Source organism: Exiguobacterium oxidotolerans JCM 12280 (genome assembly GCF_000702625.1).
Lineage (GTDB): Bacteria > Bacillota > Bacilli > Exiguobacteriales > Exiguobacteriaceae > Exiguobacterium_A > Exiguobacterium_A oxidotolerans.
In genome coordinates this window covers 1,386,123-1,412,720 of record NZ_JNIS01000001.1, presented here as the reverse complement: position 1 = coordinate 1,412,720, position 26,598 = coordinate 1,386,123, and the positions used below count along the sequence as shown (strand labels likewise).

Below are 26,598 nucleotides of genomic sequence, written 5' to 3'. Positions count from 1 at the left end.
GAGACGAAAAAGGAGACAAGAAAAATCATGAATCAAGCGATGACACCACTTACGAATTATGGAGAACGCATCCAAACATTACGTGAGCGACAAAACATCGACCAAGAAAGACTTGCGACGATGACGGAGACGACAGCAGAGATGATTCAGCGAATCGAAGCAAGCCTCGCCCATCCTTCTACTTCAATGATTGATCGGTTAGCAAAAGCGTTAGGCGTCCCTTATGAACATCTCTTACGACATATTTGGTCAGCAGAAGCGATTCATGCTCAGGCAGAACGACAAAAAATCGTGGATTTACCGTCGAGCTGACGTTCATACACAGTCGATTAGATAGAAGAAAAGCCAAATTCCCGTGAAATGATCACGTCAGGAATTCGGCTTTTTTTGATGGTTTTCGGATTAACGGTTATCGACCGTTTCCGGATAAAGATCATGGTTGAACAAACGGTGTTCTGCCATTCGTTCATATTTCGTGCCGGGTTTTCCGTAGTTATAGTACGGATCGATCGAAATCCCGCCGCGTGGTGTGAATTTCCCCCAGACTTCGAGGTAGCGTGGCTCCATCAGTTTGACGAGGTCTTTTCCGATGACATTGATGCAGTTCTCATGGAAGTCGCCATGATTACGATAGCTGAAGAGATATAGCTTCAGTGATTTCGACTCAACGAGTTTTTCGTCAGGAATGTACGAAATATAAATGGTCGCAAAGTCCGGTTGATTCGTGATCGGGCAAAGGCTCGTGAATTCCGGCGCATTGAACTTAACGAAGTAGTCGTTCTCCGGGTGACGGTTCGGGAACGCTTCGAGCACTTCCGGTTGATATTCAAAAATATAAGGGACGGCCTTTTGACCGAGCAAAGATAAGTCGTTTAAATCTTCTGGACGCATGAATAGGACTCCTTTTTAAACGCCACGGTCGTTCGCGAAAACGAGGGCGTGCAGTTGTGGTAGAACACGGGCATGGTTAAAGCGTTCATCTTGCGCGACGCGTTCCCATAAAGTTTTTAAGTCGGACAACATCCGCGGAGCAATCGTGCCTTCTTCCGCCGGATCCGGATTACCGAGTGATAGATACAGTGTTTTTAACGCATATCGTTCAGAAATCGCTGCTGCGAAGTCGAGGTCCGCTTCGTCGAAGATGACGATTTTGACAGCGCGTTGTAGTTCAGGGAGTCGTTTAAAGAATACGTCGAGCCGATCGTAATCGACCGTCATGCCGCTTGACGGCGGCTTCGGACTGATGGTGACGTCTTCGATATCGAGTAACCAGTTTTGCCAATACGAACCTTGTGTTTCGACGGACATCGTGATACCACGTGCCTTCAAGGCGTCGACGAGCGTACCAATCGATGCGTGGAGCAACGGATTCCCCCCGGAAATCGTCACGTGCCCATACGAACCGAGCGCATCGAGACGCGTCAGGATATCTTCTGCCGTCAAAAGATCTGGTTTTTCTGATCCGTCCCAGGTAAAGGCAGAATCACACCAAGCGCATGAATAGTCACATCCGCCTGTCCGGACGAACATTGTTTTTTGTCCAATCGAACGACCTTCTCCTTGGAACGTTGGACCAAAAATTTCAAGAACGGGAATCTTTGGTATTTTTTTCAGTTGGCTCATGCTTCATTCATCCATTCGCGACGGACTTCAGCGAATGCAGTCGGTGTCTCATATAACTTGACGAATTCGACACGGAGACCGCGTTCGTCCGGTAAATGCTGTCCGAGCGTTTCAAAAATCCAGGCCGACATGTTTTCTGCCGTCGTATTCATATAGGGAAGCGATTCGTTTAAATAACGGTGATCGAGCAACGGTTCGAGATGTTCTTTGAAGATCTTTTTCAGGTCACCAAAGTCAAGTGTCATCCCGCGGTGGTCCAGGAATCCGCTGATTCCGAGATCGACGTGATACGTATGCCCGTGTAAGGCACGACATTTTCCATCGTAGTCATACAGGTGATGGGCAGCATCAAACGTCAATTTTTTGACGATCATGACGCGTGATTTTGTATAGATGAGCGAGTCGCCGGTCGGGCGCTCGACAGTTTCAGGTGCTTCATAGTTGAATTTCATGGGTAGTTCCCTCCTCGATGTAGGCGTCTAAGCCTTTTTTCCGTAATTCACAAGCTGGGCAGTCGCCGCAACCATCTCCGATAATGCTGTTGTAACACGTCAGTGTCCGTTCACGGACGAAATCAAAAGCATCTAGCGAATCGGCCAGCGCCCATGTTTCTTTTTTATCGAGCCACATCAGTGGCGTGTGAATGACGAATGGATAATCCATCGCGAGGTTGAGTGTCACGTTGAGTGACTTGATGAAGGAGTCACGACAATCCGGGTATCCGGAGAAATCGGTTTCGCATACACCCGTGATGATATGGCGGATGCCACGTCCCTTAGCAAGGACGGCTGCGAAAGATAAGAACAGGTGGTTTCGGCCATCTACGAATGTAGAAGGGAGTCCATCTTCGTTCGTCGTGATTTGTTGAGTGTGATCGGTCAACGAATTGCTTGTGAGTTGACTGAGGAGTGACAGATCGAGCTCATGGTGTTTGACACCAAGTTCCGCTGCGATCGTTCGCGCGACTTCGAGTTCTTCGGCATGACGCTGTCCGTAGTTGAAGGTAACGACTTCGACTTCGGAATAGTTCGCGAGTGCCTGAAACAGACAAGTCGTCGAGTCTTGGCCGCCGCTGAAGACGACAAGAGCACGTTCATTTTTCATAGTTTACACTTCCATTCCTAGTTTTTGTGACGGAGGAGGTTACGAACTCCGGAGACACAGTCTCAACTATTCACACTAGCAGACGGGCAAAGAAAAGTCGACTGTTTCTCATGTCAATCGTTGCGGGCTTCAAAAGATTCAGCCTCCTGTGACGCCTGCAGGGAAAAGCGCGCAGAGTCAGCGTCTTGTGTCCTGCAAATCATTTAATCTGCAAAAAAAACCTCGAACGACATCCGAGTCGTTTCGAGGTTCTTCATCATAATGGATAGTGGTAATAGCGTTCTTTAACAAGGAGATCCCGGATGTTCGAGTCTTCCGAGATGACCTTCATCAGTCCACCTGTTTGAGAAGCGTGGGCTTCAAGGGCAGCAACTTTTTGATCCGTATATGCACTGACGTCATGAATGAACGTCCCTTCGCCAAGCTCGTCTTTTGTGTTGTTCGCAAAAGCGACGGCAAGAAATTCAGGACGATCGGCTTCAGCGATTGCGCGAAGGGCACGAACGACAGCACGTGCTGTTGCTTCGTGGTCCGGGTGGACGGCATAGCCCGGATAAAATGAAATGACGCGTGTAGGACGTGTTTTTTCAATCAACTGTCCAATCCGTTCAGCGAGTGCTGCTTCATCTTCGAATTCGACTGTCTTATCCCGTAGTCCCCACATTTGAAGATCGGTAATCTGCATTTTTTCAGCTGCTGCGATCAATTCACGTTTACGAATCGTCGCGAGTTGTTCCCGGTTCGTAAAGACAGGACGTCCCATGTTGCGTCCCATTTCGCCGAGCGTCAAACAGGCGTACGTAACAGGTCCGCGGTTCGTTGCATGCTCGATGATTGTCCCGGCTGAGCTGAATGCTTCATCGTCCGGGTGAGGGAAGATGACGAGCAGGTGATCGTGTTCATTATAAGCCATCATTCTACCTCCTCTGCGCCTTGGGCGAATGGTGTCGGGCTGAGCTCAAAAGCAATCGCGAGGCGACCTTCGATATCATGTCCTGCGATCAAGAGTTGTTCTCCCGCGAATTCATAATCGGTTAATCCTTCACCGTACAACCATCCGTGGGCAAGTTTAAGACCAATCCGGTATGGACCGTTTCCTGTGATCAAACCGCGTTCGTATGTGATTTCCGCGTTGCGGAAGAACATCCCCGCACTATGGAACGTCGGATCTTGGTGCGTCGCATACGCACCGTTCGTTGTTTCGACGTGGACGTAAAGTGGTGTGTTCGCATGATCGTCAATGTACTGTTGGACGACCTTTAAATCAAGTGTTTGCAATGGTATCTCTCCCTTCGAATACAGAAAGAAGCCCGCGAATCACTGCGCGGACTTCCTGAACGTGTTAAGACTTAACTGTACGATGTGCAGCATGATCAGTCGGGCCGACGTATTCATTCAAACGGAATGAGTTACGAATCGCCGCTGTGATAAACGATTTAGCAGTTCGAACGGCTTCTTCGACTGAAGCGCCTTTAGCGAGTTCTGCTGTAATCGCTGCAGAATACGTACATCCTGCCCCGTGCGTATATGGTGTCTCAATGCGTTCATCCTCAATTAGGATAAACTCTTTTCCATCATAAAGCACGTCAACTGCTCGGGGGTGATCAATCTTGCTGCCACCTTTAACGAGGACATATTGTGCACCTTTTTCGTGAATCCGTGCTGCTGCAAGTTTCATCTCGTCAATCGTCGAAGGTGTTTTTCCAAGACCAGACAATTGTCCCGCTTCGAAAACGTTTGGTGTGACGACTGTCGCGAGCGGTGTCAAAATGTCGCGTAAGGCATTCGCTGTATCCGGATTGAGGACTTCATCTTCACCCTTACAGACCATGACCGGATCGATGACGACGTTTTTAACGCCTGATGCTTTAATTTTTTCAGCAATGACTTCGATGATTTCGACAGTCGGAAGCATCCCCGTCTTCATTGCATCAACACCGATTCCTCCGAGGACCGTATGGATTTGTGTCCGGACGAGTTCTGCATCGATTGGATAGACCGCATGGTGCCAAGCTTGGTCAGGGTCTTGCGCGACGATGACCGTCAGCGCGTTCATGCCATAGACTTCAAGCTCTTGGAACGTTTTTAAGTCTGCTTGAATACCAGCTCCACCACTCGTGTCAGAACCAGCAATCGTTAATGCTTTACGTTTTGTCATTTGGAATTCCTCCTAATAAATTAGCGCTACTTCTTTCCATTATCATAGCGAATTATAGACAAGGCGACAACTGCGGCAACTTATGAAGTGTAAGCAAAACCCCCACCTCAAATGAACGAGTGGGGGATGAGATTATTTAATGAAAAGAAAATCAAGAATCGTATAAATCAGAGCGGCGAATGCCATCGAAATCGGTAACGTGATGACCCATGTAATCAGCATTCGTTTAGCCGTACCCCATTTAACGCCTTTTTTGCGGTGTGATGTTCCGACACCCATGATGGCAGATGAAATCACATGCGTTGTTGATACAGGAAGATGGATCGCCGTCGCACCAAAGATGATCGCAGCAGACGTTAAGTCAGCCGCTACGCCGTTGACAGGACGAATCTTCATGATTTGACCACCAACTGTTTTGATGATCCGCCATCCACCGACAGATGTCCCGAGTCCCATCGCGATGGCACAAGAGAGTTTTACCCAAAGGGCCACATCATGATCAGTCTGGAAACCAGAAGAAATCAAGGCGAGGGTGATGATCCCCATCGCTTTTTGCGCATCATTCGTTCCGTGTGTATACGATTGAAGGGCTGCAGTCGCAATCTGCATATGACGGAAGCGACGATTCGTCTTCGCCAAATTCCCTTTTTTGAAAACTACTTTAAAAATGCCGTAGACGAGAAAACCGAGCGTAAAAGCAAGGATTGGCGAAATCAATAAGGCTTGGACGATTTTTAAGAAGCCTTTTGTCTCGATTCCACCGAATCCGACTGAAGCAATGGCAGCACCGGCAATCGAACCAATCAACGTATGCGAAGAACTGGACGGAATACCGAAGTACCACGTCAATAGATTCCAAGCAATCGCAGAGAGGAGAGCAGCGATGACGACATAACTTCCGTGTTCTAGTGTCGATGGGTCAACAATGTCTCCGGAAATCGTCTTAGCGACTCCAGTAAATGTGATTGCCCCTAAAAAGTTCATCGTCGCAGCAAGAATGATGGCGTGACGTGGTTTCAATGCACGAGTCGACACCGAAGTCGCAATCGAGTTCGCCGTATCGTGGAAACCATTAATGAAATCGAAGCCAAGTGCGAGAATCACGATTATAGCGGTGATGATAAACAGACTATCCATCTCGTTAGCTCCTCACTTATGCGTTTTTCATGATGATCGTTTCAATGACGTTTGCTGCGTCTTGGCAGTAATCGGCGATTGATTCGAGCGATTCATAGATTTCTTTATATTGAATGATTTTAATTGGATCAGTTTCAGTCGCGAACAATGCTTTGATTGATTTACGACGTAAGTCATCACAAATCGTTTCTTGTTCTTTTACTTTGATGACATGTTCACGCATCGGTTGAAGCTTACGTGCGACAAGAAGGTCCATCGCTAAAGCGAGTTCGTTGACGGCGATATGAATCTCATCGACGAATTTAATCATATGTTCGTCGGCACGGACGATGTTATAAATCTCAAAAATCGCGGAACATTCTTCAAATCCATCGAGTACATCATCCAGTGAGTTCGCGAGTGCAAGCAAGTCTTCGCGATCAATCGGTGTGATGAACGCATTGTTCAAGTCGATGATCAGTTGGTGCATCAAGTCGTCACCAGCCGTTTCAAAGTCTTTGACTTTATGCGCGAATTCTTTAACGTCTGCAATACCATTGATTTTGAAATCAACGAAAAACTGTGACGTCTGTTGCAAGTGTCCGGCAATCTCGGATAATTTCACTGCGAATGGATCTTGTTTTTTACTAAACATTTCTTCTGCCTCCATATTAAGAACAAGAATAGAATAGTGAAGTAACTTCACGAGTTCGATTGTATCAGACGTTATTGTAAAAGAATACAACTATGTATCGCGTTTACGAAAACTTAATAAAACTTAAAATTAATAGGGTTGATAAATTAATAAATAATCTGAATAAACATTGTTTACTACTATTTTACTTGTATTCAGTGGGTTTCACCTGTGTTTTTGTTATTGTAATAGTAGGGAATAGAAGAAAAGCAGGAAAAATGGATAACAGAACGAATAAGTACAAAAGATGAAGAAGTAGGCTACAACACAAAGTGAAATAGAGGAGGACGTTTTGTATGCTCGTGCAAAGTTTATGTATACCAAAACACCAATGTATCAAAATTTCAGAGACGGCAACGCTTCGTGAAGCGTTAAAGACGTTAGAAGATACAGGATATCGTTGCGTACCTGTACTCGACCAATCAGGTCAAGAATTTAAAGGGAATATCTATAAGATGCATATTTATCGCCATGGGATGAATGGTGGCAGTTTAGATGACAATGTCATGACACTCATTAAGAACACGTCAAAGTTCATCTATACAGCAAGCAATTTCTTTGAAGTCTTCTTCTCAATCAAAGAATTACCATACATTGCCGTACTAAATGACGACGGTCAATTCTTTGGTATTTTACCGCACGGGAAAATGCTTGGGATGTTGGAAGAGGCATGGAATCGTGATTCAGGAAGCTACGTGTTGACGGTCGCGCTGAGTGAACAAAAAGGAGCCATTGAAAAGATTGCAAAAATCGTTAACAAATACTCGACGGTTGCTAGTCTCATGACACTTGACGCCAAAAGTAGTGTCATGCGTCGTGTTCTCATTACCCTTCCGCTTGATTGTGATGAAAAAACAAAAAATAAGATCGTGAAGAAATTGAACGAAAAAGGGCTTCGGGTCGTTGCTGTCGAAGACTTGGAACTTCGTGTATAATTGAAAAGGAAAATACGAAAAGGACCTGGCACAACAGGTCCTTTTTTGTTGTGGGAGGAACGTTATGAACATTTTAATGGTTGGTGCAGGATCGATGAGTGAATCGTTGGTCAGAGGATGGATTGATTCAGGAATTGCGCCCGACTCAATTACGATGACGAATCGTGCAGATCGTAAACGTTTATCAGAGCTCGCTAATGAACATGGTGTTCAAATCATCGAAGAGGAGAGTATCGAGTCATTCGATATCGTCGTTTTAGCCATGCAACCTGAGGGCGTACTAGAATACGTAAAGCGTCATGAGTGGACGAATCAACTGCTTGTTTCTGTGGCAGCACATATCAAACCGGATGAAATTGAACAGATATCAGGTTGCGGTGCAGTCTGTGCGATGCCGAATACACCGGTCGCTTTTCGGACAGGGATGACAGGGCTTTGGTTCGGTCATCAAGTAGCGATGGAACAAAAACAATTAGCGACGGAACTTTTTCTACGCGTCGGCGAGGTAGTGGAAACGGATGAAACGACTATGCCGTTCTTAATGGCTGCAGCGGGCTGCAGTCCGGCTTTCTTCTATGAAATCGTAGGTGCGATGACTCCTGTTTTGACGGAAGCCGGATTTGAAGCACAACAAGCGCGTCGTATCATTGCCCAAGCGATGAAAGGATCGGCAGAGTTGCTACTTCAGGATGCACGTCCGACCGATGCCTTGATTGACGACGTCGCAGCACCAAACGGACCGACTGATCGTGGTGTTCAAGTGTTACGTACGCATGAATTAAAGAAAATAATGCGAGCGGCATTAAGTGAGAGTGCACGCGAAGCGTAAATCGAACGACTTTAGGCATATTCCGTCACGGTTCAGACGAGAATATGCCTTTTTTCGTAAAAATTGAAAACGTTTCACGTGAAACATATATTGAATGTTGCATTCGAGAATGAAAATTCGTATAGTGAAGAAAGAAACCGTCTGGACGGTATAGTAAAAGGAAGGAGGTAACATATGGTTAGTGCGAAAGCGTTAGAAACGAGACGGCGAATCACTGACGCGACTGTTCAAATCATGATGAGCCGTGGGTTTCCGCAATTGACGTTAGAAGAAGTTGCGAAACAAGCGAATGTTTCTAAGGGTGGCTTATTGTACCATTTCGCTTCGAAAGAAGAGTTGCTGATGGGTGTGATTGAAGAACAAGAAGCCCGTCAGTTTAAGCAGTATCAAGAATATCTGGATCAAGGTTTAGGTCAGATGGAAGCGTTTGTCACGCTACAAGCGAATCATGAGGAAGAGTTTCACTTGGATATCGATACCGTCTTATTTTTATTATCATTTTTGAAAGAGAATGAAGAATTCGTCGAAGAACGGAAAAAACAAGTAAACCAATTCTTTCGTCAATTGATGGACAGTGCGGATCCGGTCGAAGCGATGATGATTCGATTCGTATTAGATGGATTGAAAATGTCGGAGCACTTTAAGTTCGCTCAGCCGTCAAAAGCAGAGCGTCAACAATTGGTCGGGCGTCTATTAAAGCGAGCGCGCGAAATCGACCAAGCTGATAAAGAGTAAACATGAAATAAAAAACAGAGAGAAGGCGAATAATTACCATGAAGCGTATCATTCAATTTTCAGTGAATAATAAATTTGCTCTTTGGTTGCTGACGATCATCATCACCGTCGCTGGGATTTATGCAGGAACGACGATGAAACTCGAAACGCTACCAGACATTACGACACCGACTGTTTCGGTAACGACGATTTATCCAGGGGCGACGCCGGAACAAGTCCTCGATGAAGTCAGTCGAGAACTCGAAAGTAAGGTCGAAAATTTAAGTGGTGTCGAAACAGTTCGATCGACATCTTTCCAAAACGCCTCAAATCTACAAATCGACTACAGCTTCAGTACGGATATGGATGAAGCAGAACAACAAGTTAAAGAAGCATTAGCGAATGTTGAATTACCAGAAGGCGCGCAAGAACCAAATGTCTCACGGATTTCATTCGATGCTTTCCCCGTTGTCGGTTTCGCAGTATCAGATGAAAAACGTTCACTCTCCGAGTTGACGAAGCTCGTTGAGACAGAACTTCAACCGAAACTTGAAGGAATCGAAGGCGCTCAAACGGTTCAAATTGCTGGGCAAGAGATTCGTCGGATTGAAATTCGATTCGATGATGAAAAGCTACAGCAATATGGATTGACAGAAGATAACGTCAAGCAACTGATTCAAGCGAATGATTCGCGTTTAGCACTCGGCTTATACGAGCTTGGTGACAAAGAGCAAGCTGTTGTGCTTGATGGAAAAGCTACGACGGTCACAGAATTAAAAAATCTACGTTTGCCTTATACGCCGCAACAGGCAGCGAGCGATACACCGGCAGCTCCTTCGCAAGCTCCGACGACGCCTCAAGTGCCAACAGAAGGGCAAACACCAACAGAAGGGCAAGCGCCAACACCAACACAAGTCCCGACTGTTAAATTGTCTGAGCTCGCAAAAGTGGAAGATAAAGGAATCGAAGAATCGATTTCGCGGTCAAACGGTGAACGTTCAATCGGAATTCAAGTGACAAAATCACAGGATGCGAATACCGTCGACGTCGTCACTGCCGTCAAAGAAACGATTCAAGATTTTGAAAAAGAAAACGGGTCGGTCAAAACGTCAGTCACACTCGACCAAGGAAAACCGATTGAAGAGTCTGTCTCAACGATGATCAGTAAAGCCTTGATTGGTGCATTATTTGCGATCATCATCATCCTTTTATTCTTACGCAACTTTAAATCGACGATCATCGCAGTCATTTCGATTCCGTTGTCGTTACTGATGGCGATTCTTGTCTTGAAACAGATGGACATCTCGTTGAACATCATGACACTTGGTGCGATGACGGTCGCAATCGGTCGTGTCGTCGATGATTCGATTGTCGTCATCGAAAATATTTACCGTCGCTTAACGGATCCCGGCGAAAAACTTAAAGGTAAAGCCTTAATCATCGATGCAACACGTGAAGTATTCATTCCGGTCGCATCATCAACAATCGTGACGATTGCTGTTTTCTTACCACTCGGGTTCGTAACAGGATTTGTTGGTGAATTGTTCCTGCCGTTCGCATTGACAGTTGTCTTTGCATTATTCGCATCGCTGATTGTTGCCGTAACGGTCGTACCGATGTTTGCTGATTCACTGTTCAAACGTGGGAAAGCGCCGAAACCGGAAAAAGAAGATGGTGGGAAATTAGCGAACTGGTACCGTGGTGTATTGAACTGGTCCTTGAACCATAAGTTAGTTGTCTTTGGTCTCGCGGTCTTGATGCTTGTCGGAAGTTTTGCCCTCGTACCAACGATTGGGGTCAACTTCTTGAATCAAGAGGGTGAAAAAACGTTTTATGTGACGTATAATCCAAAACCAGGTCAAACACTTGATGACTCGCTCGAGGCAGCGGATCAAGCGGAAGCTTATTTCGATAAACAAAAGAATATCGACAATCTCCAGTTCACGGTCGGAGGCGAAAATCCACTTAATCCGGGAAATACGAAACAAGCGGTCTTCATCGCCCAGTATGATCCAGATACAGAGGACTTCGCAGACGTGAAGCAACAAGCAGTGAACGACTTGAATGAAGCCATCCCGACTGGAGAATGGAAAGAACAAGACTTCAGTGGTGGTGCCGGTTCATCTGGTGTTTCGTATTCAGTCTTCGCGAATTCAATCGAAGATCTAGAAACAATCACACCGAAATTCGTTAAAGCAATCGAAGGTGAATCAAAATACGTTCGTAAAGTAACGACCGACTTAAAAGATTCATATACGCAGTACACGTTTGAAGTCGACCAACAAAAAGCTGCCGAGTTCGGTGTGTCGACAGCTCAGCTCGCGCAAGGAATCGCTAACGTGCAAGGTGTCGAAAAACCACTTTCTACTATAAAAGTAGATGGCAAAGAATTAGACGTCATCGTACCGAACGAACAAACGACGTACGACTCGATCAATGATTTAGAAGAAGCCGATATCACGACGCCGCTCGGTGTTAAAAAGTTATCTGATTTCGTCTCTGTCAAAAAAGGTACGACACCGGACTCGTTAAATGAACGAGACGGGAAACTCGTCACAACCGTGACAGCAGAACTGAAAACAGATAAAGCGACGGAAGCATCACAAGCAATTGACGATGCAGTCAAAACAATTGACCTTCCGACAGGTGTTTCTTACAAAGTCGGTGGGGTGACGGAGCAGATTCAAGAATCGTTCACACAACTTGGTCTTGCGATGGCAGCAGCAGTCGCGATCGTCTATCTCGTTCTTGTCGTGACATTCGGTGGAGCATTGACGCCACTCGTCATCTTGTTCTCACTTCCGTTCGCGATCATCGGTGGTTTACTCGCCCTCTTGATTACTGGCGAAACGATCTCGGTTTCATCACTAATCGGAGCCTTGATGTTGATCGGAATCGTTGTCACGAATGCCATCGTCTTGATTGACCGTGTCATTCATAAAGAGAATGAAGGTCTAGCGACACGTGAGGCCCTGCTCGATGCAGCCGGCACACGACTTCGTCCTATCTTGATGACGGCACTCGCAACAATTGGTGCCTTGTCACCACTCGCCCTCGGTCTAGAAGGAGGCGCGTTGATTTCGAAAGGACTTGGGGTCACGGTCATTGGTGGATTAACGAGTTCGACGTTACTGACACTTCTCATCGTCCCGATTGTCTATGAGTTCTTAGCACGTTTTCGGAAAAAGAAGTCAACCGATTAATTGATTTCAAACAAAAACCTCTCTGAAACAGGAATTATAGAATGGCTTCATAAAGCCGTTCTATGACCTGTTTTTTTGTTTTATTACAAAAGTATTACGCGAAAGCGTTCCTGTCAAGAAACTGTAACACGAACGACGGAATCAAAATGATAGGATAAAAACAGAAATTATCTGACAATTTAATTCGTTTTACATAACCGATAACTTTACTTAGAAGGGGATTAGTAAAAGATGAAAGCATCGCTCTGGATCCGTTTATTTATACTCGTGACATTAGTCGTGAGCAGTTGGAGTGCCGTCCCACAAGCAACTAAAGCAGCATCGGCAAAAAAAGTAGTCGTTTCAGTCGATGTGTTGAATATCCGTTCGAAAGCCGCTGTCAGTGGGAAGAAACTCGGTCAGCTGAAGCTCGGCCAGTCAGTCACTGTCACGAGCAAAACCTCAAACAACTGGTATCGGTTGCGTTATCAAGGTAAGACAGCGTACATCGCTGCGATGTACACGAAGAGCTACAATAAAAAAGCAACAGCGGGACTCTCAAAAACAGGTGCGACGATTGTATCTGTCGCTGAAGGTTTAAAAGGACGTCCATATGTCTTTGGCGCAACGGGTCCGACGAGCTTTGACTGTTCTGGATTTACAAGTTACGTTTACCGTGCGCTCGGTAAATCTTTACCACGTACGGCAGCCTCGCAATATGCAGCAACGAAACGGACGGCACCCGCAGCAGGAGATCTCGTGTTCTTCACGCATGGCAGTGGCATCCAGCACGTCGGTATTGCAGTCGATGGTTCGACGATGATCAATGCTAACTCGTATTATGGTCAAGTCGTTAAAGAATCATTCCGCGGTGGGTATTGGGGATCGCGTTACGTCGCGGCAGGAACTTTATAAGAACAGGACAAAACCCCGCTCTTGTACGATACAAGAAACGGGGTTTTTTAGTTCTCCTCATCAATCGGCAGAGGGAAGCTGTGCCGCAGTATTCCCCATCTGAAGGGTTGCCGGGATTTCGATTTGTAACGGTTGATTCATGACATCACGCGTTACGAGCGAAAAAGCTTGTTGACCAATTAACGCATAAGGGATCGCGATCGTTGTCAAATCGAGCACTTCTGCGAGGTCGCTGCCATCGAACCCGATAACAGATAGGTCCTCCGGGATACGGTACCCTCGTTTTCTGAGCGCGATGATCAGTCCAGCAGCGACGTGGTCACTCGTCGTCATGATAGCAGAAGGGCGCTGTTTCTGACTGAGCCAATGTTCCGCGACACGGGTGCCATCTTCAATCGTCAACGTTTGCTCGTACACCCAATCATTCGAATTAGGTTCAACGAGGTCATGATAAGCCTGCTTGCGGGCGCGACTATTCGTACTATCAGCCCGTCCAAGACAAATGCCGATCCGGTGGTGACCGAGTTGCTGGAGTGCTGTCAAGCCTTTACAAAACGCAGTGTAATGATTGATATAGACGGATGAGACATATTCATGCAACTCGCAAAAGACAATTGGACCGTATTGTTCGTACGAAAGAATTTCAGAGACTGCAAGACTGTGTGAGACGATGATTAAGCCATCGACTTCACGTTGCGCAAGCGCGCGTAAAACAGTTCGTTCATGTTCTTCAAAATAGTTCGTTTGCCACGTTAAAAAACGATAGGCGTCCTCAAAGGCACTTTTAGCGATTCCTTGAAGAATCGCGGCATGGTAGGGATGGTCGACGAAGGGTAACATGACGCCAATCGTTTTCGTCCGTCCAGTCGAGAGATGGACGGCTGTTTGATTTCTGATGTAGCCAAGCTTTAAAATGGCTTCTTTGACGGCACGCCGCTTTTCTTCAGCGACATAAGGATGATCGTTGAGGACGCGTGAGACCGTCGTCACGGAAACGTTTGCTTCGTGAGCCAAGTCACGAATGTTCGTCATTCAAAATCCCTCCTATCCTTAACTAGATAGTTGTTGTTCGAGTTGAAACCAGTGTTGCTTCGTGATTGGTCCGGACGACGAATCAGAGCGTTCGATTTGCTCCGTAATTCTTTCGAGGAGCTTCATTTTTTCAGTCGGTGTTAAATGAGGATATTGTTCAATCAAGGTATGTTTGCAAAGGTAATAACCGGTCGGCGTCCCGAGTTGCTCAATCGCAAGTTCGAAGGCGACGTTCCATTTGTAGAGACGTTTTAATCGTGTATGAAGCGACATATAGAAGACCTCCTTAGTAGTGTATACCATGACGATAGACTATGGAACGCGTTCCACGGCAAGAACAATTTCAAGAAGAAGAAGTCATGAGAATTTCGACCGCAATTGACCAATGTAAAAAAGAGGACTATGATTATTTGCGAATCAAGATAAAGAGGGGCGAACGTAAAATGGAAGCGACAGATTCGAAACTAGCACTAAAATTGCTCGTAGTCTTATCGCGAACGATGCATGCTGTGACGGAACAAGTAAAAGCAGACATCAAGACCCATCAATTGAATCCTTCAGAGTTTGGCGTGCTTGAGTTGTTGTATCATAAAGGCGATACACCGCTCCAGCAAATCGGCGACAAGATTTTATTGACGAGTGGAAGTGTCACTTACGTAGTAGATAAACTTGAAAATCGTGGACTACTAGCACGAAAATCTTGCCCGACAGACCGTCGCGTCACATTTGGTACATTGACTGAGGAAGGTCAAGCGTTGATGGAAGAAACGTTCCCGAAACATGAAGCATTTTTGACCGACTTATTCAGCGACTTGACGGTTAGCGAAAAAGAACAATTGATTGATCAACTTAAACGAATCGGGTACCGGGCAGATAATTATACGCATTCTGAAAAAGCGTAATGTCAGCTGATCCATTCAATCTTGATGGAATGTCACTGAAAGGTGAGATTTCATCTTTTTTGTTTGTCTTTTCATAGAGTTAATACTTTGAAATCAAACGAATTGACAAATGAAAGTGATGTTGGTATGTTTAGTTACAGAAATTACTTTAAATAAAAAGGGGAAATAAAAATGACTAAATTACTTTATGTAACTGTAAACCCGAAATCTACGGAACATTCATTCAGCCTTCAAACAGGTGAAGCGTTCCTTGAAAGCTATAAAGCAGCAAATCCAAATGCAGAAGTAGAAGTGCTTAACCTCTACAGCGAAGATGTCCAAGAAATCGATACAGATGTCTTGAGCGCATGGGGCAAATTCGCGACAGGCGAAGAGCTTTCAGAAGTCGAAATCGCTAAAGTCGGTACAATGACGAAACACCTCGAGCAGTTCATGGCAGCTGACGAATATGTTTTCGTTACACCAATGTGGAACTTCTCATTCCCGGCACGTCTCAAAATGTACATCGACAGCGTTCTTCTTGCTGGAAAAACATTTGCCTACACAGCTGAAGGTCCAAAAGGATTGATGGAAGGTAAAAAAGCACTCCACATCCAAGCAACAGGCGGCGTTTACACAGGTTCTGGTTTGAACTTCGGTGACGATTATCTCCGTCAAGCACTCGCATTCACAGGTGTGACTGAATACGACGCGCTCTTCATCGAAGGTATGGCGATGAACCCAGAAAAAGCAGAAGAAATCAAAGAAGAAGCAATCGCAAAAGCGAAAGAACTAGGTCGTGCGTTCTCAACGGTCAACGCGTAAGTTAAAAAAATCCCTTCGTCCGAATGACTGGACAAAGGGATTTTTTTTGATTAGATGTGTGATTTTTTACGTAGAACAAGCGACGCAAACAAAACGAGGTCCTTCAGTTTCTCGAAACCGCGAGGGTGTGTCGAAATACGATAGAGCCATTCTAGTTTTAGTTTGCGGAACAGTTTAGGGGCTCGTTTGCTATGACCGGACCAAACATCAAAGGCACCACCGACCCCGATGAAGATGCCGCGATCGACGAGATCATAAACGGAAGCAATCCATTGCTCCTGCTTGGGTGCCCCGAGCGCGACAAGGATTAAGTCAGCCTGTGCAGAACGAATGGCGTCAGCAGCTTCCTGATCCTTCCCGAATCCATGAAACGTCCCGACGAACTGGATGTTCGGAAACCGAATCGATAATTGTTTAATCAACGATTTCATCACTTCCGGGCGACCTCCGAGTAAGAAAACACGTTTGTGTAAATTGTCAGCCGTTCGCAATAATTCCCGTGCCGTTTCAATTCCGGGAAGCGTCGCCTGCAACGGGTTGCCTAGACGTTTACTGGCGGCAGTCACACCGATGCCGTCAGGTGTGATGAACGTCGCTTTTTTCAAGATGGCGTTGTATTCCGAATCACGTAAAGAGCGGAGAACGAGCTCAGGATTCGCCGTCACAAGAAAAGCTTTTTCATTGTCGTGTAAGACTGTTTTAATATGGGTATACCATGTCGATGGTGTGGCATTGACGAACGGTAACCCGAAGAGTTCTGTTGTTTGAATCATTGTTAATCCACCTCATTTTCCATCATAGCAGAACCCATCTAAACAAACAGGGTCCTAAGACCGAAAAAGGAGTGGAGTTGTATGCATCCTGCTTGGCAAACGATTTTAAAAGAAGAAAAAGAAAAAGAATATTTTCAACAACTTTGGTCGTTCGTTCAATCGGCCTATCAAGAGACAACGGTTTATCCGGAGAAGGATCGGATTTTTCATGCGTTTGATGCGGTCGCACCGTCAGCCGTTCGATGTGTCATTTTAGGACAGGATCCTTATCATGGACCTAATCAAGCGAACGGATTAAGCTTTTCCGTGAACGACGGGGTCAAGATTCCACCGTCGCTACGAAACATGTATAAAGAACTTGTAACCGATTTAGGATGCACGCAACCAACGACTGGAAATCTCGAAAAGTGGTCGGATCAAGGGGTGTTCCTCTTGAATACATCGTTGACGGTCGAAGATGGGAAGGCCGGATCTCATGCTAAAAAGGGCTGGGAGGCCTTTACTGACCGAGTGATCGAAGTACTCAGTGCACAGGAGGAACCGATTGCGTTTATTCTTTGGGGAAATCATGCAAAAAGTAAGAAAGTATTAATTGATACCTCGCGTCATCTGATAGTGGAGTCGGTCCATCCGAGCCCGTTATCGGCGAACCGTGGTTTTTTTGGAAGTCGGCCTTACTCGCGTGTCAATCAGTGGCTTGAAGAACAAGGGCGCCAACCGATTGATTGGTGTATCTCATGAACCGGTAAACATCCTAACCAGGATTAGACGGTTGATAAACGAACAGGAAGTTCTGTTCTGGGTAGGAGGTTCACTAAAAAAAGCCGAATGATTTCCCCCTTTTGAGTGCGGGAAGGCATTCGGCTTTTTTGTAGTTATCGCATCTTCATCTGAAAACTCAATCCATCATGAATTGTTCGATGACGAGTGCGATGCCGTCTTCATCGTTTGAAGCCGTCATATGCTGAGCGCGCTCTTTGACGGTATCGGCAGCATTTGCCATCGCGACACCGAGACCTGCCCATTCAATCATCGATAAGTCGTTGTTGCCGTCCCCGCAGGCGATGACGTCTGCTTGTTTAATACCGAGGTGACGAGCGAGAAGTTCCAAACTCGTGCCTTTCGTCACACCAGCTTCTGTGAACTCAAGGAAGAAGGGTTTAGAACGTGCGACTGCGAGTTGACCCGCAAGTTCGACTTGAAGTTGTTGTTCGACTTCCGCTAAGCGTTGTTCTTCAGCAAGCATCAGACATTTGACGACCGGCTCTGTTACGGCAGCTTTAAAGTCCGGTACCGTGATGACGTCCATCCCCGTCAATTGACCTTCGAGCGTCGTATACTCGTTCGGTGTCTCCGTAAAAATTTCGTGACCGACGTACGTATGGATATAGATGCCTTCACGACGACTTAAATCGTAAAGCCCATGAACCGTTTCCGGGCTGAGTGTACTCGAAAACAGTGATTCGTTTGTCTGACAGTTGATGATGGATGCACCGTTGAAACTAAGGATGAAACTTCCGTAACGTTCGAGTTCAAGTTCCTTCGCTAAATCAGTCATCGCATAAGTAGGTCGTCCGCTCGCGAGGACGACTTTTTTTCCGCGACGTTGTACGTCGAGTAGTGCCTGTTTCGTTTTTTTGGAAATCGTATGGTCGCTCGTCAACAATGTATCATCAAGGTCGAGCACAATCATTTCGTAAGCCATTCAGTGTAAGCCCCTTTCAATTATCTGTTCTATCGTATCAAGTTGCCTCCTATTCGACAATATACTCTCCTTAGGAAGAGTGTGATACAGTTTGATTAGAGCACGAATGGAAAGGATTCAACCACTATGAGATATGTTGCCATTATTTTATCAACCCTATATTTAGCCGGATGTGGGCTGAGCCTGCCGCACCCTGCGACCTTACTACAACATCCAGCCTTACCGAAATGGGAGACTGCGTTAAAGGAAAAAATTGAACAGGATCTTCCAGAACGAGCAGAAATCATCGCCCCCCGAAATCAGTCGATCTCACGGTTATATGAATTGATTGACTTGAATCAGGATGGTCTGCAAGAAGCAGTCACCTTCTATCGGACTGAAGTAAATGGAAACTTCAACATCCATTTATTGATTCACGAGCGTAAACAAGAGAGTTGGTCATTAAAGGTACGACGACCGATTGCAGAAGGAAAGGCAATCGACCAACTGCATGTTGTGTTGAATCCGATGAAAACGTCTAATCAATTCGTGATTGGTATATCGAACCTTGAAACGAATACGGTTTATCTCTTGAAAAATCTCCTTCAACCAACGGCAGACATTACGAAGGTAGATACATACGATCGAGTCACGATTGCTGACTTAAATCAAGATCAGCAACAAGATATGCTTCTTTTGAAAAAAGGGCGACCGGCAAAAGTGATGTACTACAAAGATGTATTAAATCCATCTGACCGCCAAGCGGTGTCTTTGGTGACAAAAGAGGGTGATTTGTTCGCGGATCATGATTTGTTTGAAGTTGATTCGATTGATGTGTCTAAAAAAAGAGGACTGCTTATTTCCTTTACACGTGACGCCGCGATGCATGTGGCGCTGTTTCAACTGGACGAAGGTCGGCTTGTGCAGCATACATTCGGCAATCAAGCAGAAATCGTCGAACCGATGTATACGTACCCGAAAGACGTCGATAAAGATGGAATCGTAGAGTTTGCACACCAGTACACACCAAAAAACAGCAGTGGTCCTATTGGTGAGGATAAACCACGTATCACGGCCTATTACACATGGAACGGCTTGGACGTGGCCCCGTTTCTCGAATCGGGATTTGAACTCCGAGAAGAACAATACATCGATTTAGAATACAATTTCGTCATGCGCTTCCCGGCACGCTGGGCGACGCGAGAGACGATTGATAAAAAAGATAATCGAATCCGCTTCATCAATCAGGAGACGAACGGGATTGATTTCGAAATCGAAGTGATTCCGAAAAATCAATACATTGCCAGTCCACAAAAAAAGAAAATCAAAGAAGGCATTGACTATGTTTACGTCGTGGATGTCACAAAACCATATGAAGAGTACGCAGCGAACGTAACGCTCGTCGAATAGAGTCGAAGTAGGAGGAAGCGAACATGACAAAAATATTAGTGGCTGAGGATGAACACGCAATTCGAAGTTTCATCGTCATTAATTTAAAACGGGCAGGGTATGAAGTGATTGAAGCGGAGAATGGTCGAGAGGCGTTAGAACAATTTAAACAAGAGACATTCGATATCATGTTACTCGATATCATGATGCCTGAAGTCGATGGATTTGCTGTATGTGAGCAAGCACGGGCGCAAGATGAAGTCGTTGGAATCATCATGTTAACAGCGCGGACGCGTGAGGAAGACAAGGTCATGGGGCTTAGTGTCGGGGCGGACGATTACATCGCGAAACCGTTTAGCCCGGCCGAATTACTGGCACGTATTCAATCGTTGTTACGACGCGTCGAGACGTTACGTCGTCGGAAGCAACCACGCGAGTTGATTTCAGGACCATTCCGGATTGATCTGGGCGCGAAACGTGTCCAAAAAGGAGGCATCGACGTTGAAGTGACGCCGACAGAGTACGATTTACTTTGTCATTTCATCAAAAATGAAGATCAAGTCATGTCACGGGATGAACTGCTTGATGCTGTCTGGGGAGAAAACTATTTCGGCGATCGAAAAACCGTCGATGTCAACATTCGTCGTCTTCGTCAAAAAATTGAAGAAAACCCGGCTGAACCACAGTTTATCGAAACGTTGTGGGGACACGGCTACAAGTGGCGTAACGAAAAATGAAACGACAGATATTGATGCGGTTCATGACGATTATTACGGTGACCGTGTTGCTCGTCATCGGAATTTTATCGTTCGTGACTTATAACTATTATTATGTGACGGCGACAGACGTCTTGAAGCGGCATGCGAATGCAAGCGCTGTCCTCTTCGCAAATAGTGGCTTGGCCTATGACTACTTGGATTCAGACGCGACGATTCATGACGTCCTTGATTCCTATGCGTATGAAGATGCTGAGATTGAGGTGCTGGATGCGAAGGGCGTACCCCGCTATTCGTCGACCGGCTTCATCTCAAAACGAAAATTAGTGAACGAAGAGATTACACAACTCCAAGCTGGGGAAACAATAACGAAGCGTTATGATAATGCTGCAACGAATGAACATCTGCTCGAAGTGACAGAACCGGTCGTCTCGTTCGGACAGACGACAGGGGCATTACGTTATACGACGTCGCTCAACCGGATTGATCAGCGAGTGATGGAGATTTGTTTGGCAATCCTTCTGCTCGGAATCCTCATTTGGGGGCTCGCCTATATTTATTCTTCCCGACTCGTCTCCTCGATCGTCCGACCGATTCAAGAAGTCATCGGGGCGTCAGATCAAATCGCGAAGCAACATTACGACGTCAAAGTCAGTGAGGCCTATACGTTCGAACTGGGAGAACTTGCGCGGACGATCAATTACATGGGACAACAAATCAAGCAACAAGAAACGTTGAAGGATGAATTTATTTCTGGGATATCACATGAGTTACGGACACCGCTGACTTCAATCAAAGGATGGAGTGAGACATTGCTCGCAGAGAAAGAGCGTCTACCGGAAGAAGCTTCACTCGGTATGGGCATCATCCACTCGGAGACGGAACGACTGATTTCACTCGTGGAACAGTTACTCGACTTTTCGAAGCTTGAGACGAGTCGCCTCGTCTTATACCGTCAGGAAGTCAACTTGACGGCAATCATCGAAGCCGTCACGGCCCAACTGCGTCAAAAGGTCGAAGAAAAAGAAGTCACCATCGTGCGGAAGTTACCAGCACAAGTCATCGGCCTCTATGACGAAAATCGACTGAAACAAGTCTTCTTGAACCTCTTAGATAATGCGATTCGTTTTTCGCCCGTAGGTGGCGAAATTACAATCCGTCTCGTCCGTTCAGAACGTGTGCTCTTTTTGTCCTTTAGTGACGAAGGACCAGGAATCCCGAAGGAACATTTACGTCATGTCACAGAAAAATTTTATCAAGTTCAAAAAGGAAAAGGTGGGACCGGGCTGGGTCTATCGATTTGCCGTGAACTCGTTGAAGCACATGAAGGAAAACTATTTATCGATAATCAACCAGAAGGTGGTGCTATCGCGACAATCTTGCTTCCGGTGACGAAAGCATAACGGGGGAGTCGAATGAGAAGCGCTTTCGAAATCGAACTGGTAAAGTAAAATGGGAATAGTATTTATTTTTTTCAAGAAATGAAACGGAGGAATCAGACATGGCACTTGGCGTCTCAAATGGAGCATTAAGTCCGCTAAACGGAAAGCCGAACGCGGTATCGACACAAACGGATCAACAAGCGTTAAAGATGGACCCATTACCGTTCAAAGGTACGATGAAAGATTCGAAATTCCAAATCATGCGGATTTTACAAAGTCTCGACCGAGTTAAAATCGTGAAAGAAACACCAGACTATATCCATGCTGTCTTCTCAAGTAAATTTTTCCACTTCAAGGATGATGTCGAATTTTATTTGGATCAGTCGACGCATCTCGTCCATTTCCGGTCTGCCTCACGCGTCGGTTACTCCGACTGGGGCGTCAACCGAAAGCGGATGGAAGACATCGCTAACCGTTATCAGAAGGAGGACTCACAATGAAAAGTTATCAACTCGTCGTTATCGGTGGTGGAGCAGCAGGCATGACTATTGCAGCTGGTGCTGCAAGTCTTGGTGCGCACGTCGCTTTGATTGAACGTCATACGCATCTCGGTGGAGATTGTTTACACTACGGGTGTGTCCCGTCAAAAGCGTTAATTGAAGCAGCACATGATGTCTATGTCATGAAGCAGACTGCTGAAAAATATAATGTCACATTAAATGGTGACGCGGTCTACTCGAAAACGAAAGCGAGCGTCGACCGGGCACGAAACATCATTCAATCCCATGACGGAACAAAACGGTTCGAAGACTTAGGCGTAGATGTCTATATCGGTGAAGCAAGCTTCCTCAGTGCAAACGAAGTCGAGGTAGCAGGACAACTCGTTGTCGGGGAGAAATTTGCGATCTCGACAGGCTCACAACCAATCATTCCGCCAATCGATGGTCTTGATACGGTTCCATATTTGACGAACGAAACGATTTTTGAACAGACGGAGCGTCCAGAACGTCTGCTCGTCATCGGGGGCGGCGCAATCGGGATGGAACTGTCACAAGCCTACGCGCATCTCGGAACAGAAGTGACGGTCATTGAAGGTGCGAAATCACTGATGCCGAAAGAAGATAAAGGGATGGTTGAAGTCTTGCAACGCCAAATTGAGCAAGAGCTTGTGTTGCATCTGAACACGACGGTGACGCAAGTTCGAAAAGCATCGGGCGGGATTGAAGTCACGGTCGAAACGGATGGAGAATCACGTGTCATCGAAACGGATGCCGTACTCGTCGCTGTCGGACGTAAACCGCGGATTGAAGCCTTACGCCTCGATCGCGCCGGGGTTGATGTGCAAAAAGGGTACGTGCAAGTCGACGCATCACTTCGGACGAGTCAACGGCACATCTTTGCTGTCGGTGATACGATTCAATCGTTACCATTCACACACGTCGCGGGTCTTGAAGGGAAGACGGTCGTTACGAACGCCTTGTTCGGTTTACGGACGAAGCCCGATTACCGTGCCGTCCCGTGGGTCACATTCACGACGCCTGAGCTGTTCCATCTTGGATTGACCGAAGAAGAAGCACGCGAAAAATATGACGAAATCAAGGTTTATCAAACAGGCCTCGATGAAGTCGATCGTTTCGTCATCAATGGTCGGACAGAAGGACGCGTCAAATTGATTGCGAACAAACGTGGTAAACTAATTGGTGCTCATGCGATTGGGGAGCAAGCTGGCGAGTGGATGCAAGAAGTCGTTTATGCGATGGCTCGTAAAGATAAAGTCGGTCAATTGTCACGTGTCGTCCACCCGTATCCGATTCGTGGTGCGGCTGTGCAACGTGCGGCTGATCTTTACTGGCGTGAGCGTCTCTTCGACGGTCCATTGCCGAAATGGTTGAAACGATACTTTGACTGGAAACAAGGAGAATGATTCATGCAAGAACCTGCTAAACGGCGTAATTTCGTGCCGGTCGTCATTATTTTGACGCTCGTCATCAACTTACTTGTTGCCTTACTTTTTTTCGCGCCACCGCTTCAGGTGAGTGATGGCTTTGATTGGACGTTGTTACCGTTTTTCAATGCGATTTTTAACAGTTTTACGTTCATGCTCCTACTTGGAGCATGGATTTCGATTCGTCGCGGAAACCGGATCAATCACCGTCGCTTCATCGGTGGTGCCATGACGACGACGACACTCTTTTTAATTTCTTACGTGACGTATCACGCCGTGAGTGAGTCGACGAAGTTTGGTGGCGAAGGATTCGTTCGCCCGGTCTATTTCTTTATTTTGATTTCGCATATCATTTTGGCAGCGGTCATCGTCCCGCTTGTTTTGATGTCGCTCGCGCATGCGCTCAATCAAAATTTCGAGAAACATAAAAAATGGACACGCTTTACGATGCCGCTTTGGTTGTATGTCAGTCTGACGGGTGTCATTGTTTACATCATGATTCGTCCATATTACTAAAAATGAATGTTCGATTTAAGTGGGTCTGCACACAGCTTGTCTGTGTTTGTGGACTCACTTTTTTGTACCTCACTTAGTGCAATGTGAGTTGCTTCTTTGAAGACGAGGCGAAGCCATTGCTCCTTGATTCTAACGGACAACGAGCAGGGTCTCGCCTGCCTCTGGCAAGTCGCGTTAAAAACGCACTCAGGCTGTAGACAACGTGCCATCGGGAGATCAAGCGTCTTTTTTCGTTGCTTTCCTCGGGCGAGGCGCAAGCCGTTGCTCCTTGATCCTAACGGACAAGAAGCAGGGTCTTGCCTGCCTCTAAAAGTGCGTTAAAAACACACTTTTTTCCCGTAGGAGTCAACGAAACGTGACGCTTTTTAGGCAATACCGTGACGACAAACCGGGCTGCAGACGATTTAGAGCGTAATCCGTCTCGAATCGCTTAAGAACCGCAAAAAGCAATCGGTCGCGACCCTGCAGCTTTGCTGTAGCGGCGCGGACGATTGCGCTTGGAAGACGAGGCGAGACAGGGAAGCAAACTGACAGTGTTCCTGCAGCATGTTCATGCTTCATCAAAAGGTTTTTACAGTCTAAAGGGATTGCGCATCGATGTTAGATGGCAATCCCTTCGTGTGTATCTTCATCTTCGAAATTAGTTGTTTCTTACGGTTTGACCGTTGTTTCATCTAGTAAATTCGCTGCTTTGATATCAAGTAACGGGCGGACGAGGACTTCGACGCGCCGGTTTTGACTCCGTCCACTTTCTGTTTGATTCGAAGCGATGGGTTGGTATTCGCCGTATCCTGTGACGGTGAAACGTTTTGGTTCTAACTTTGGATTTTTTTGCAACGCACGCATGAAACTGATGGCGCGTTCCGTACTGAGTTCCCAGTTCGACGGGTATTGTGCCGTACGAATGGGGATGTTATCTGTATGACCAGACACTTGAATTTGACGTTGTCCAGATTTGACGAGTAAGTTACTCATCCCTTGAGCAATTTGGATGGCGTCACCTTTGACTTCAGCTTGCGCAGGAGAAAAGAGAGCACGATCTCGAATCGTGAAGACGAGACCTTCATTCGTGATTTCGACTTTAATATCTTTTTCTAGCTTTTCTTTTTTGATGTAGTCGGATGCCTGCGCTTTAATTTTTTCGAGCTCTGAGATTTCAAAACTTTGAGCTTTCGTCCGAGCATCCGTCTTTTTTTCGTCCTCTTCTTCTTGTGAAGTCGCGAGCGAGCTATTGGTAATCATACCGGAGCCACCATTGAAGACGGAACTGAAGGATTGAGACATCGCTTTTAGTTTGACGGCATCGACATTACTCGAAGCAAAAAGAACGATAAAAAGTGCCAGTAATAGAGTCAAAAGATCGGCATACGGAATGAGCCAACCTTCTGAGATGTGTTCATCATGCGGCTTCTTTTTCCGCTTCATAGGTCGCACGCTCCTTCGGTGTCAGGTAAACGAGTAACTTATCCTCCAAGTTTTTCGGAGATTCGCCATTTTGAATCGAAAGAATACCTTCAATGATCATTTCATAAAGTTGAATTTCATTTGCAGATTTTTGCTTGAGTTTCGTCGCGAATGGAAACCATAAAACATACCCGGTGAAAATCCCGAACAAGGTGGCGATGAAAGCACCCGAAATCGCGTGTCCGAGCTTCTCGATATCCGACAGATCGGATAGGGCGGCGACTAGACCGATGACGGCCCCTAAAACACCAAGGGTCGGGGCATATGTACCAGCTTGTGTAAAAATATTCGCGTTCGCATGGTGACGTTCTGTCATGTTTTCGAGGTCGCGTGTCATGACATCTTCCACATATTCAGAAGGTTGACCATCAATGACCATCATGACACCACGTTTCATGAACGCGTTGTCGACTTCTTCAATCGCTGTTTCGAGCGATAAGAGACCTTCTTTACGTGCTTGCGTCGATAGTGTCAAAAATTGAAGCATGAGATTTTGTTTTGTCATTAAATTTTGTTCAAAGAAGATGACTTTAAACAGGGCTGGAATCAATTTGAGCCGTTCCTTCGGGAAGGAAATCATGATGGCTGCTGCTGTACCTGCGAAAATGATGACGAGTGCTGCAGGGTTCAGTAAGGCGATTGGAGGAGCACCTTTTAAAATCATTCCTCCGACGAGCGTGATGAGTCCAAGAATAATACCGATTATCGACACGATATCCAT

The 26,598-nt window shown here is 46.1% G+C and carries 30 protein-coding genes; 15 read left to right on the top strand and 15 right to left on the bottom strand.

What is annotated here, in order from left to right; all coding sequences use genetic code 11:
• The first annotated feature begins 27 nt into the window (after window positions 1–27).
• Window positions 28–312 carry a helix-turn-helix domain-containing protein gene (locus tag P403_RS0107215; protein WP_029332034.1) on the top strand — a complete coding sequence of 95 codons (285 nt, stop codon included), beginning with the start codon at window positions 28–30 and terminating at the stop codon, window positions 310–312.
• Between the two features lie 90 nt (window positions 313–402).
• On the opposite strand, the gene queF is transcribed toward P403_RS0107215, so the two are convergent.
• The 9 genes from queF to P403_RS0107170 all read right to left on the bottom strand — a co-directional run bounded on the left by queF (window position 403) and on the right by P403_RS0107170 (window position 6,656).
• Window positions 403–891: a preQ(1) synthase gene (gene queF, locus P403_RS0107210; RefSeq protein ID WP_029332033.1), complete on the bottom strand. Its 489-nt coding sequence runs from the start codon at window positions 889–891 to the stop codon at window positions 403–405.
• Between the two features lie 15 nt (window positions 892–906).
• A complete protein-coding gene (gene queE, locus P403_RS0107205; RefSeq protein ID WP_034801026.1) occupies window positions 907–1,623 on the bottom strand; it encodes a 7-carboxy-7-deazaguanine synthase QueE in 717 nt (238 codons plus the stop codon).
• Complete coding sequence (queD, locus tag P403_RS0107200) at window positions 1,620–2,075, bottom strand: 6-carboxytetrahydropterin synthase QueD (protein ID WP_029332031.1); 456 nt, start codon at window positions 2,073–2,075, stop codon at window positions 1,620–1,622. Before queD ends, queE begins: the two co-directional genes overlap by 4 nt.
• The gene (gene queC / locus P403_RS0107195; RefSeq protein ID WP_029332030.1) at window positions 2,059–2,727 is read right to left on the bottom strand and encodes a 7-cyano-7-deazaguanine synthase QueC; all 669 of its coding nucleotides are present in this window, start codon (window positions 2,725–2,727) and stop codon (window positions 2,059–2,061) included. Before queC ends, queD begins: the two co-directional genes overlap by 17 nt.
• A 256-nt stretch (window positions 2,728–2,983) precedes the next feature.
• Window positions 2,984–3,640 (bottom strand): bacillithiol biosynthesis deacetylase BshB2, encoded by a 657-nt coding sequence (gene bshB2, locus P403_RS0107190; protein ID WP_029332029.1) that lies wholly within the window; start codon window positions 3,638–3,640, stop codon window positions 2,984–2,986.
• Entirely contained in the window at window positions 3,640–4,005 is a 366-nt protein-coding gene (locus tag P403_RS0107185) for a YojF family protein (RefSeq protein WP_029332027.1), read from the bottom strand. Before P403_RS0107185 ends, bshB2 begins: the two co-directional genes overlap by 1 nt.
• 64 nt (window positions 4,006–4,069) lie before the next feature.
• A complete protein-coding gene (locus P403_RS0107180; RefSeq protein WP_029332026.1) occupies window positions 4,070–4,885 on the bottom strand; it encodes a bifunctional hydroxymethylpyrimidine kinase/phosphomethylpyrimidine kinase in 816 nt (271 codons plus the stop codon).
• A 132-nt stretch (window positions 4,886–5,017) separates the two neighbouring features.
• The gene (locus P403_RS0107175) at window positions 5,018–6,022 is read right to left on the bottom strand and encodes an inorganic phosphate transporter (protein ID WP_029332024.1); all 1,005 of its coding nucleotides are present in this window, start codon (window positions 6,020–6,022) and stop codon (window positions 5,018–5,020) included.
• Window positions 6,023–6,038: 16 nt separating this feature from the next.
• On the bottom strand, window positions 6,039–6,656 hold the full coding sequence (locus tag P403_RS0107170; protein ID WP_029332023.1) for a DUF47 domain-containing protein: 618 nt from the start codon (window positions 6,654–6,656) through the stop codon (window positions 6,039–6,041).
• Window positions 6,657–6,991: 335 nt separating this feature from the next.
• Between P403_RS0107170 and cbpA the strand changes: the two genes are divergently transcribed.
• The 5 genes from cbpA (at window position 6,992) to P403_RS0107145 (ending at window position 13,270) form a co-directional block, all read left to right on the top strand.
• A complete protein-coding gene (cbpA, locus tag P403_RS0107165; RefSeq protein WP_029332022.1) occupies window positions 6,992–7,630 on the top strand; it encodes a cyclic di-AMP binding protein CbpA in 639 nt (212 codons plus the stop codon).
• Between the two features lie 64 nt (window positions 7,631–7,694).
• On the top strand, window positions 7,695–8,459 hold the full coding sequence (locus P403_RS0107160; RefSeq protein WP_029332021.1) for a pyrroline-5-carboxylate reductase family protein: 765 nt from the start codon (window positions 7,695–7,697) through the stop codon (window positions 8,457–8,459).
• A gap of 174 nt (window positions 8,460–8,633) precedes the next feature.
• Window positions 8,634–9,194, top strand: a complete 561-nt coding sequence (locus P403_RS0107155; RefSeq protein WP_029332020.1) for a TetR/AcrR family transcriptional regulator — start codon at window positions 8,634–8,636, stop codon at window positions 9,192–9,194.
• 38 nt (window positions 9,195–9,232) lie between these two features.
• Entirely contained in the window at window positions 9,233–12,376 is a 3,144-nt protein-coding gene (locus tag P403_RS0107150) for an efflux RND transporter permease subunit (protein WP_029332019.1), read from the top strand.
• Window positions 12,377–12,607: 231 nt separating this feature from the next.
• A complete protein-coding gene (locus P403_RS0107145; protein WP_051667324.1) occupies window positions 12,608–13,270 on the top strand; it encodes a C40 family peptidase in 663 nt (220 codons plus the stop codon).
• Window positions 13,271–13,330: 60 nt separating this feature from the next.
• On the opposite strand, the gene P403_RS0107140 is transcribed toward P403_RS0107145, so the two are convergent.
• Window positions 13,331–14,302 (bottom strand): LacI family DNA-binding transcriptional regulator, encoded by a 972-nt coding sequence (locus P403_RS0107140; protein ID WP_029332017.1) that lies wholly within the window; start codon window positions 14,300–14,302, stop codon window positions 13,331–13,333.
• An 18-nt stretch (window positions 14,303–14,320) separates the two neighbouring features.
• Window positions 14,321–14,575 (bottom strand): hypothetical protein, encoded by a 255-nt coding sequence (locus P403_RS0107135; RefSeq protein ID WP_029332016.1) that lies wholly within the window; start codon window positions 14,573–14,575, stop codon window positions 14,321–14,323.
• 170 nt (window positions 14,576–14,745) lie between these two features.
• Between P403_RS0107135 and P403_RS0107130 the strand changes: the two genes are divergently transcribed.
• Together P403_RS0107130 and P403_RS0107125 are read left to right on the top strand one after the other, a co-directional pair.
• The gene (locus tag P403_RS0107130; RefSeq protein WP_029332014.1) at window positions 14,746–15,204 is read left to right on the top strand and encodes a MarR family winged helix-turn-helix transcriptional regulator; all 459 of its coding nucleotides are present in this window, start codon (window positions 14,746–14,748) and stop codon (window positions 15,202–15,204) included.
• Window positions 15,205–15,375: 171 nt separating this feature from the next.
• Window positions 15,376–16,008, top strand: a complete 633-nt coding sequence (locus P403_RS0107125) for an NAD(P)H-dependent oxidoreductase (protein ID WP_029332013.1) — start codon at window positions 15,376–15,378, stop codon at window positions 16,006–16,008.
• A 50-nt stretch (window positions 16,009–16,058) separates the two neighbouring features.
• Here the strand turns inward: P403_RS0107125 and P403_RS0107120 are convergent, their stop codons facing one another.
• Window positions 16,059–16,781: a WecB/TagA/CpsF family glycosyltransferase gene (locus P403_RS0107120; protein ID WP_029332012.1), complete on the bottom strand. Its 723-nt coding sequence runs from the start codon at window positions 16,779–16,781 to the stop codon at window positions 16,059–16,061.
• An 81-nt stretch (window positions 16,782–16,862) separates the two neighbouring features.
• Between P403_RS0107120 and P403_RS0107115 the strand changes: the two genes are divergently transcribed.
• Window positions 16,863–17,522, top strand: coding sequence for a uracil-DNA glycosylase (locus tag P403_RS0107115; RefSeq protein ID WP_029332011.1), 660 nt, complete (start codon window positions 16,863–16,865; stop codon window positions 17,520–17,522).
• 157 nt (window positions 17,523–17,679) lie between these two features.
• Here the strand turns inward: P403_RS0107115 and P403_RS0107110 are convergent, their stop codons facing one another.
• On the bottom strand, window positions 17,680–18,486 hold the full coding sequence (locus P403_RS0107110; protein WP_029332009.1) for a Cof-type HAD-IIB family hydrolase: 807 nt from the start codon (window positions 18,484–18,486) through the stop codon (window positions 17,680–17,682).
• A 126-nt stretch (window positions 18,487–18,612) separates the two neighbouring features.
• On the opposite strand from P403_RS0107110, the gene P403_RS0107105 reads away from it, so the two are divergent.
• The 6 genes from P403_RS0107105 (at window position 18,613) to P403_RS0107080 (ending at window position 24,413) form a co-directional block, all read left to right on the top strand.
• Window positions 18,613–19,875: a hypothetical protein gene (locus P403_RS0107105; RefSeq protein ID WP_029332008.1), complete on the top strand. Its 1,263-nt coding sequence runs from the start codon at window positions 18,613–18,615 to the stop codon at window positions 19,873–19,875.
• Window positions 19,876–19,898: 23 nt separating this feature from the next.
• A complete protein-coding gene (locus P403_RS0107100) occupies window positions 19,899–20,591 on the top strand; it encodes a response regulator transcription factor (RefSeq protein WP_029332007.1) in 693 nt (230 codons plus the stop codon).
• Entirely contained in the window at window positions 20,588–21,973 is a 1,386-nt protein-coding gene (locus tag P403_RS0107095; protein WP_029332006.1) for a sensor histidine kinase, read from the top strand. Before P403_RS0107100 ends, P403_RS0107095 begins: the two co-directional genes overlap by 4 nt.
• Window positions 21,974–22,071: 98 nt before the next feature.
• Window positions 22,072–22,452, top strand: a complete 381-nt coding sequence (locus tag P403_RS0107090; RefSeq protein WP_029332005.1) for a DUF1499 domain-containing protein — start codon at window positions 22,072–22,074, stop codon at window positions 22,450–22,452.
• On the top strand, window positions 22,449–23,876 hold the full coding sequence (locus P403_RS0107085; protein WP_029332004.1) for a dihydrolipoyl dehydrogenase family protein: 1,428 nt from the start codon (window positions 22,449–22,451) through the stop codon (window positions 23,874–23,876). Before P403_RS0107090 ends, P403_RS0107085 begins: the two co-directional genes overlap by 4 nt.
• Window positions 23,877–23,879: 3 nt before the next feature.
• Window positions 23,880–24,413 (top strand): DUF420 domain-containing protein, encoded by a 534-nt coding sequence (locus tag P403_RS0107080; protein ID WP_029332003.1) that lies wholly within the window; start codon window positions 23,880–23,882, stop codon window positions 24,411–24,413.
• 651 nt (window positions 24,414–25,064) lie between these two features.
• Here the strand turns inward: P403_RS0107080 and P403_RS0107070 are convergent.
• Together P403_RS0107070 and motA are read right to left on the bottom strand one after the other, a co-directional pair.
• Window positions 25,065–25,838 (bottom strand): flagellar motor protein MotB, encoded by a 774-nt coding sequence (locus P403_RS0107070; RefSeq protein WP_029332000.1) that lies wholly within the window; start codon window positions 25,836–25,838, stop codon window positions 25,065–25,067.
• Complete coding sequence (gene motA, locus P403_RS0107065; protein ID WP_029331999.1) at window positions 25,813–26,598, bottom strand: flagellar motor stator protein MotA; 786 nt, start codon at window positions 26,596–26,598, stop codon at window positions 25,813–25,815. The genes P403_RS0107070 and motA overlap by 26 nt, the downstream gene beginning before the upstream one ends.

What these genes read in the sequence shown, in the direction of transcription:
- motA (WP_029331999.1), bottom strand. Translation starts at nt 26,598, where the DNA reads ATGGATATCGTGTCGATAATCGGTATTATTCTTGGACTCATCACGCTC.
- P403_RS0107145 (WP_051667324.1), top strand. Translation starts at nt 12,608, where the DNA reads ATGAAAGCATCGCTCTGGATCCGTTTATTTATACTCGTGACATTAGTC.
- P403_RS0107175 (WP_029332024.1), bottom strand. Translation starts at nt 6,022, where the DNA reads ATGGATAGTCTGTTTATCATCACCGCTATAATCGTGATTCTCGCACTT.
- queE (WP_034801026.1), bottom strand. Translation starts at nt 1,623, where the DNA reads ATGAGCCAACTGAAAAAAATACCAAAGATTCCCGTTCTTGAAATTTTT.
- queD (WP_029332031.1), bottom strand. Translation starts at nt 2,075, where the DNA reads ATGAAATTCAACTATGAAGCACCTGAAACTGTCGAGCGCCCGACCGGC.
- P403_RS0107215 (WP_029332034.1), top strand. Translation starts at nt 28, where the DNA reads ATGAATCAAGCGATGACACCACTTACGAATTATGGAGAACGCATCCAA.
- queC (WP_029332030.1), bottom strand. Translation starts at nt 2,727, where the DNA reads ATGAAAAATGAACGTGCTCTTGTCGTCTTCAGCGGCGGCCAAGACTCG.
- P403_RS0107070 (WP_029332000.1), bottom strand. Translation starts at nt 25,838, where the DNA reads ATGAAGCGGAAAAAGAAGCCGCATGATGAACACATCTCAGAAGGTTGG.
- P403_RS0107100 (WP_029332007.1), top strand. Translation starts at nt 19,899, where the DNA reads ATGACAAAAATATTAGTGGCTGAGGATGAACACGCAATTCGAAGTTTC.
- P403_RS0107105 (WP_029332008.1), top strand. Translation starts at nt 18,613, where the DNA reads ATGAGATATGTTGCCATTATTTTATCAACCCTATATTTAGCCGGATGT.
- P403_RS0107140 (WP_029332017.1), bottom strand. Translation starts at nt 14,302, where the DNA reads ATGACGAACATTCGTGACTTGGCTCACGAAGCAAACGTTTCCGTGACG.
- P403_RS0107095 (WP_029332006.1), top strand. Translation starts at nt 20,588, where the DNA reads ATGAAACGACAGATATTGATGCGGTTCATGACGATTATTACGGTGACC.
- P403_RS0107120 (WP_029332012.1), bottom strand. Translation starts at nt 16,781, where the DNA reads ATGATTCAAACAACAGAACTCTTCGGGTTACCGTTCGTCAATGCCACA.
- bshB2 (WP_029332029.1), bottom strand. Translation starts at nt 3,640, where the DNA reads ATGGCTTATAATGAACACGATCACCTGCTCGTCATCTTCCCTCACCCG.
- P403_RS0107130 (WP_029332014.1), top strand. Translation starts at nt 14,746, where the DNA reads ATGGAAGCGACAGATTCGAAACTAGCACTAAAATTGCTCGTAGTCTTA.
- queF (WP_029332033.1), bottom strand. Translation starts at nt 891, where the DNA reads ATGCGTCCAGAAGATTTAAACGACTTATCTTTGCTCGGTCAAAAGGCC.
- P403_RS0107080 (WP_029332003.1), top strand. Translation starts at nt 23,880, where the DNA reads ATGCAAGAACCTGCTAAACGGCGTAATTTCGTGCCGGTCGTCATTATT.
- P403_RS0107180 (WP_029332026.1), bottom strand. Translation starts at nt 4,885, where the DNA reads ATGACAAAACGTAAAGCATTAACGATTGCTGGTTCTGACACGAGTGGT.
- P403_RS0107155 (WP_029332020.1), top strand. Translation starts at nt 8,634, where the DNA reads ATGGTTAGTGCGAAAGCGTTAGAAACGAGACGGCGAATCACTGACGCG.
- P403_RS0107150 (WP_029332019.1), top strand. Translation starts at nt 9,233, where the DNA reads ATGAAGCGTATCATTCAATTTTCAGTGAATAATAAATTTGCTCTTTGG.
- P403_RS0107135 (WP_029332016.1), bottom strand. Translation starts at nt 14,575, where the DNA reads ATGTCGCTTCATACACGATTAAAACGTCTCTACAAATGGAACGTCGCC.
- P403_RS0107085 (WP_029332004.1), top strand. Translation starts at nt 22,449, where the DNA reads ATGAAAAGTTATCAACTCGTCGTTATCGGTGGTGGAGCAGCAGGCATG.
- cbpA (WP_029332022.1), top strand. Translation starts at nt 6,992, where the DNA reads ATGCTCGTGCAAAGTTTATGTATACCAAAACACCAATGTATCAAAATT.
- P403_RS0107170 (WP_029332023.1), bottom strand. Translation starts at nt 6,656, where the DNA reads ATGTTTAGTAAAAAACAAGATCCATTCGCAGTGAAATTATCCGAGATT.
- P403_RS0107090 (WP_029332005.1), top strand. Translation starts at nt 22,072, where the DNA reads ATGGCACTTGGCGTCTCAAATGGAGCATTAAGTCCGCTAAACGGAAAG.
- P403_RS0107115 (WP_029332011.1), top strand. Translation starts at nt 16,863, where the DNA reads ATGCATCCTGCTTGGCAAACGATTTTAAAAGAAGAAAAAGAAAAAGAA.
- P403_RS0107160 (WP_029332021.1), top strand. Translation starts at nt 7,695, where the DNA reads ATGAACATTTTAATGGTTGGTGCAGGATCGATGAGTGAATCGTTGGTC.
- P403_RS0107125 (WP_029332013.1), top strand. Translation starts at nt 15,376, where the DNA reads ATGACTAAATTACTTTATGTAACTGTAAACCCGAAATCTACGGAACAT.
- P403_RS0107110 (WP_029332009.1), bottom strand. Translation starts at nt 18,486, where the DNA reads ATGGCTTACGAAATGATTGTGCTCGACCTTGATGATACATTGTTGACG.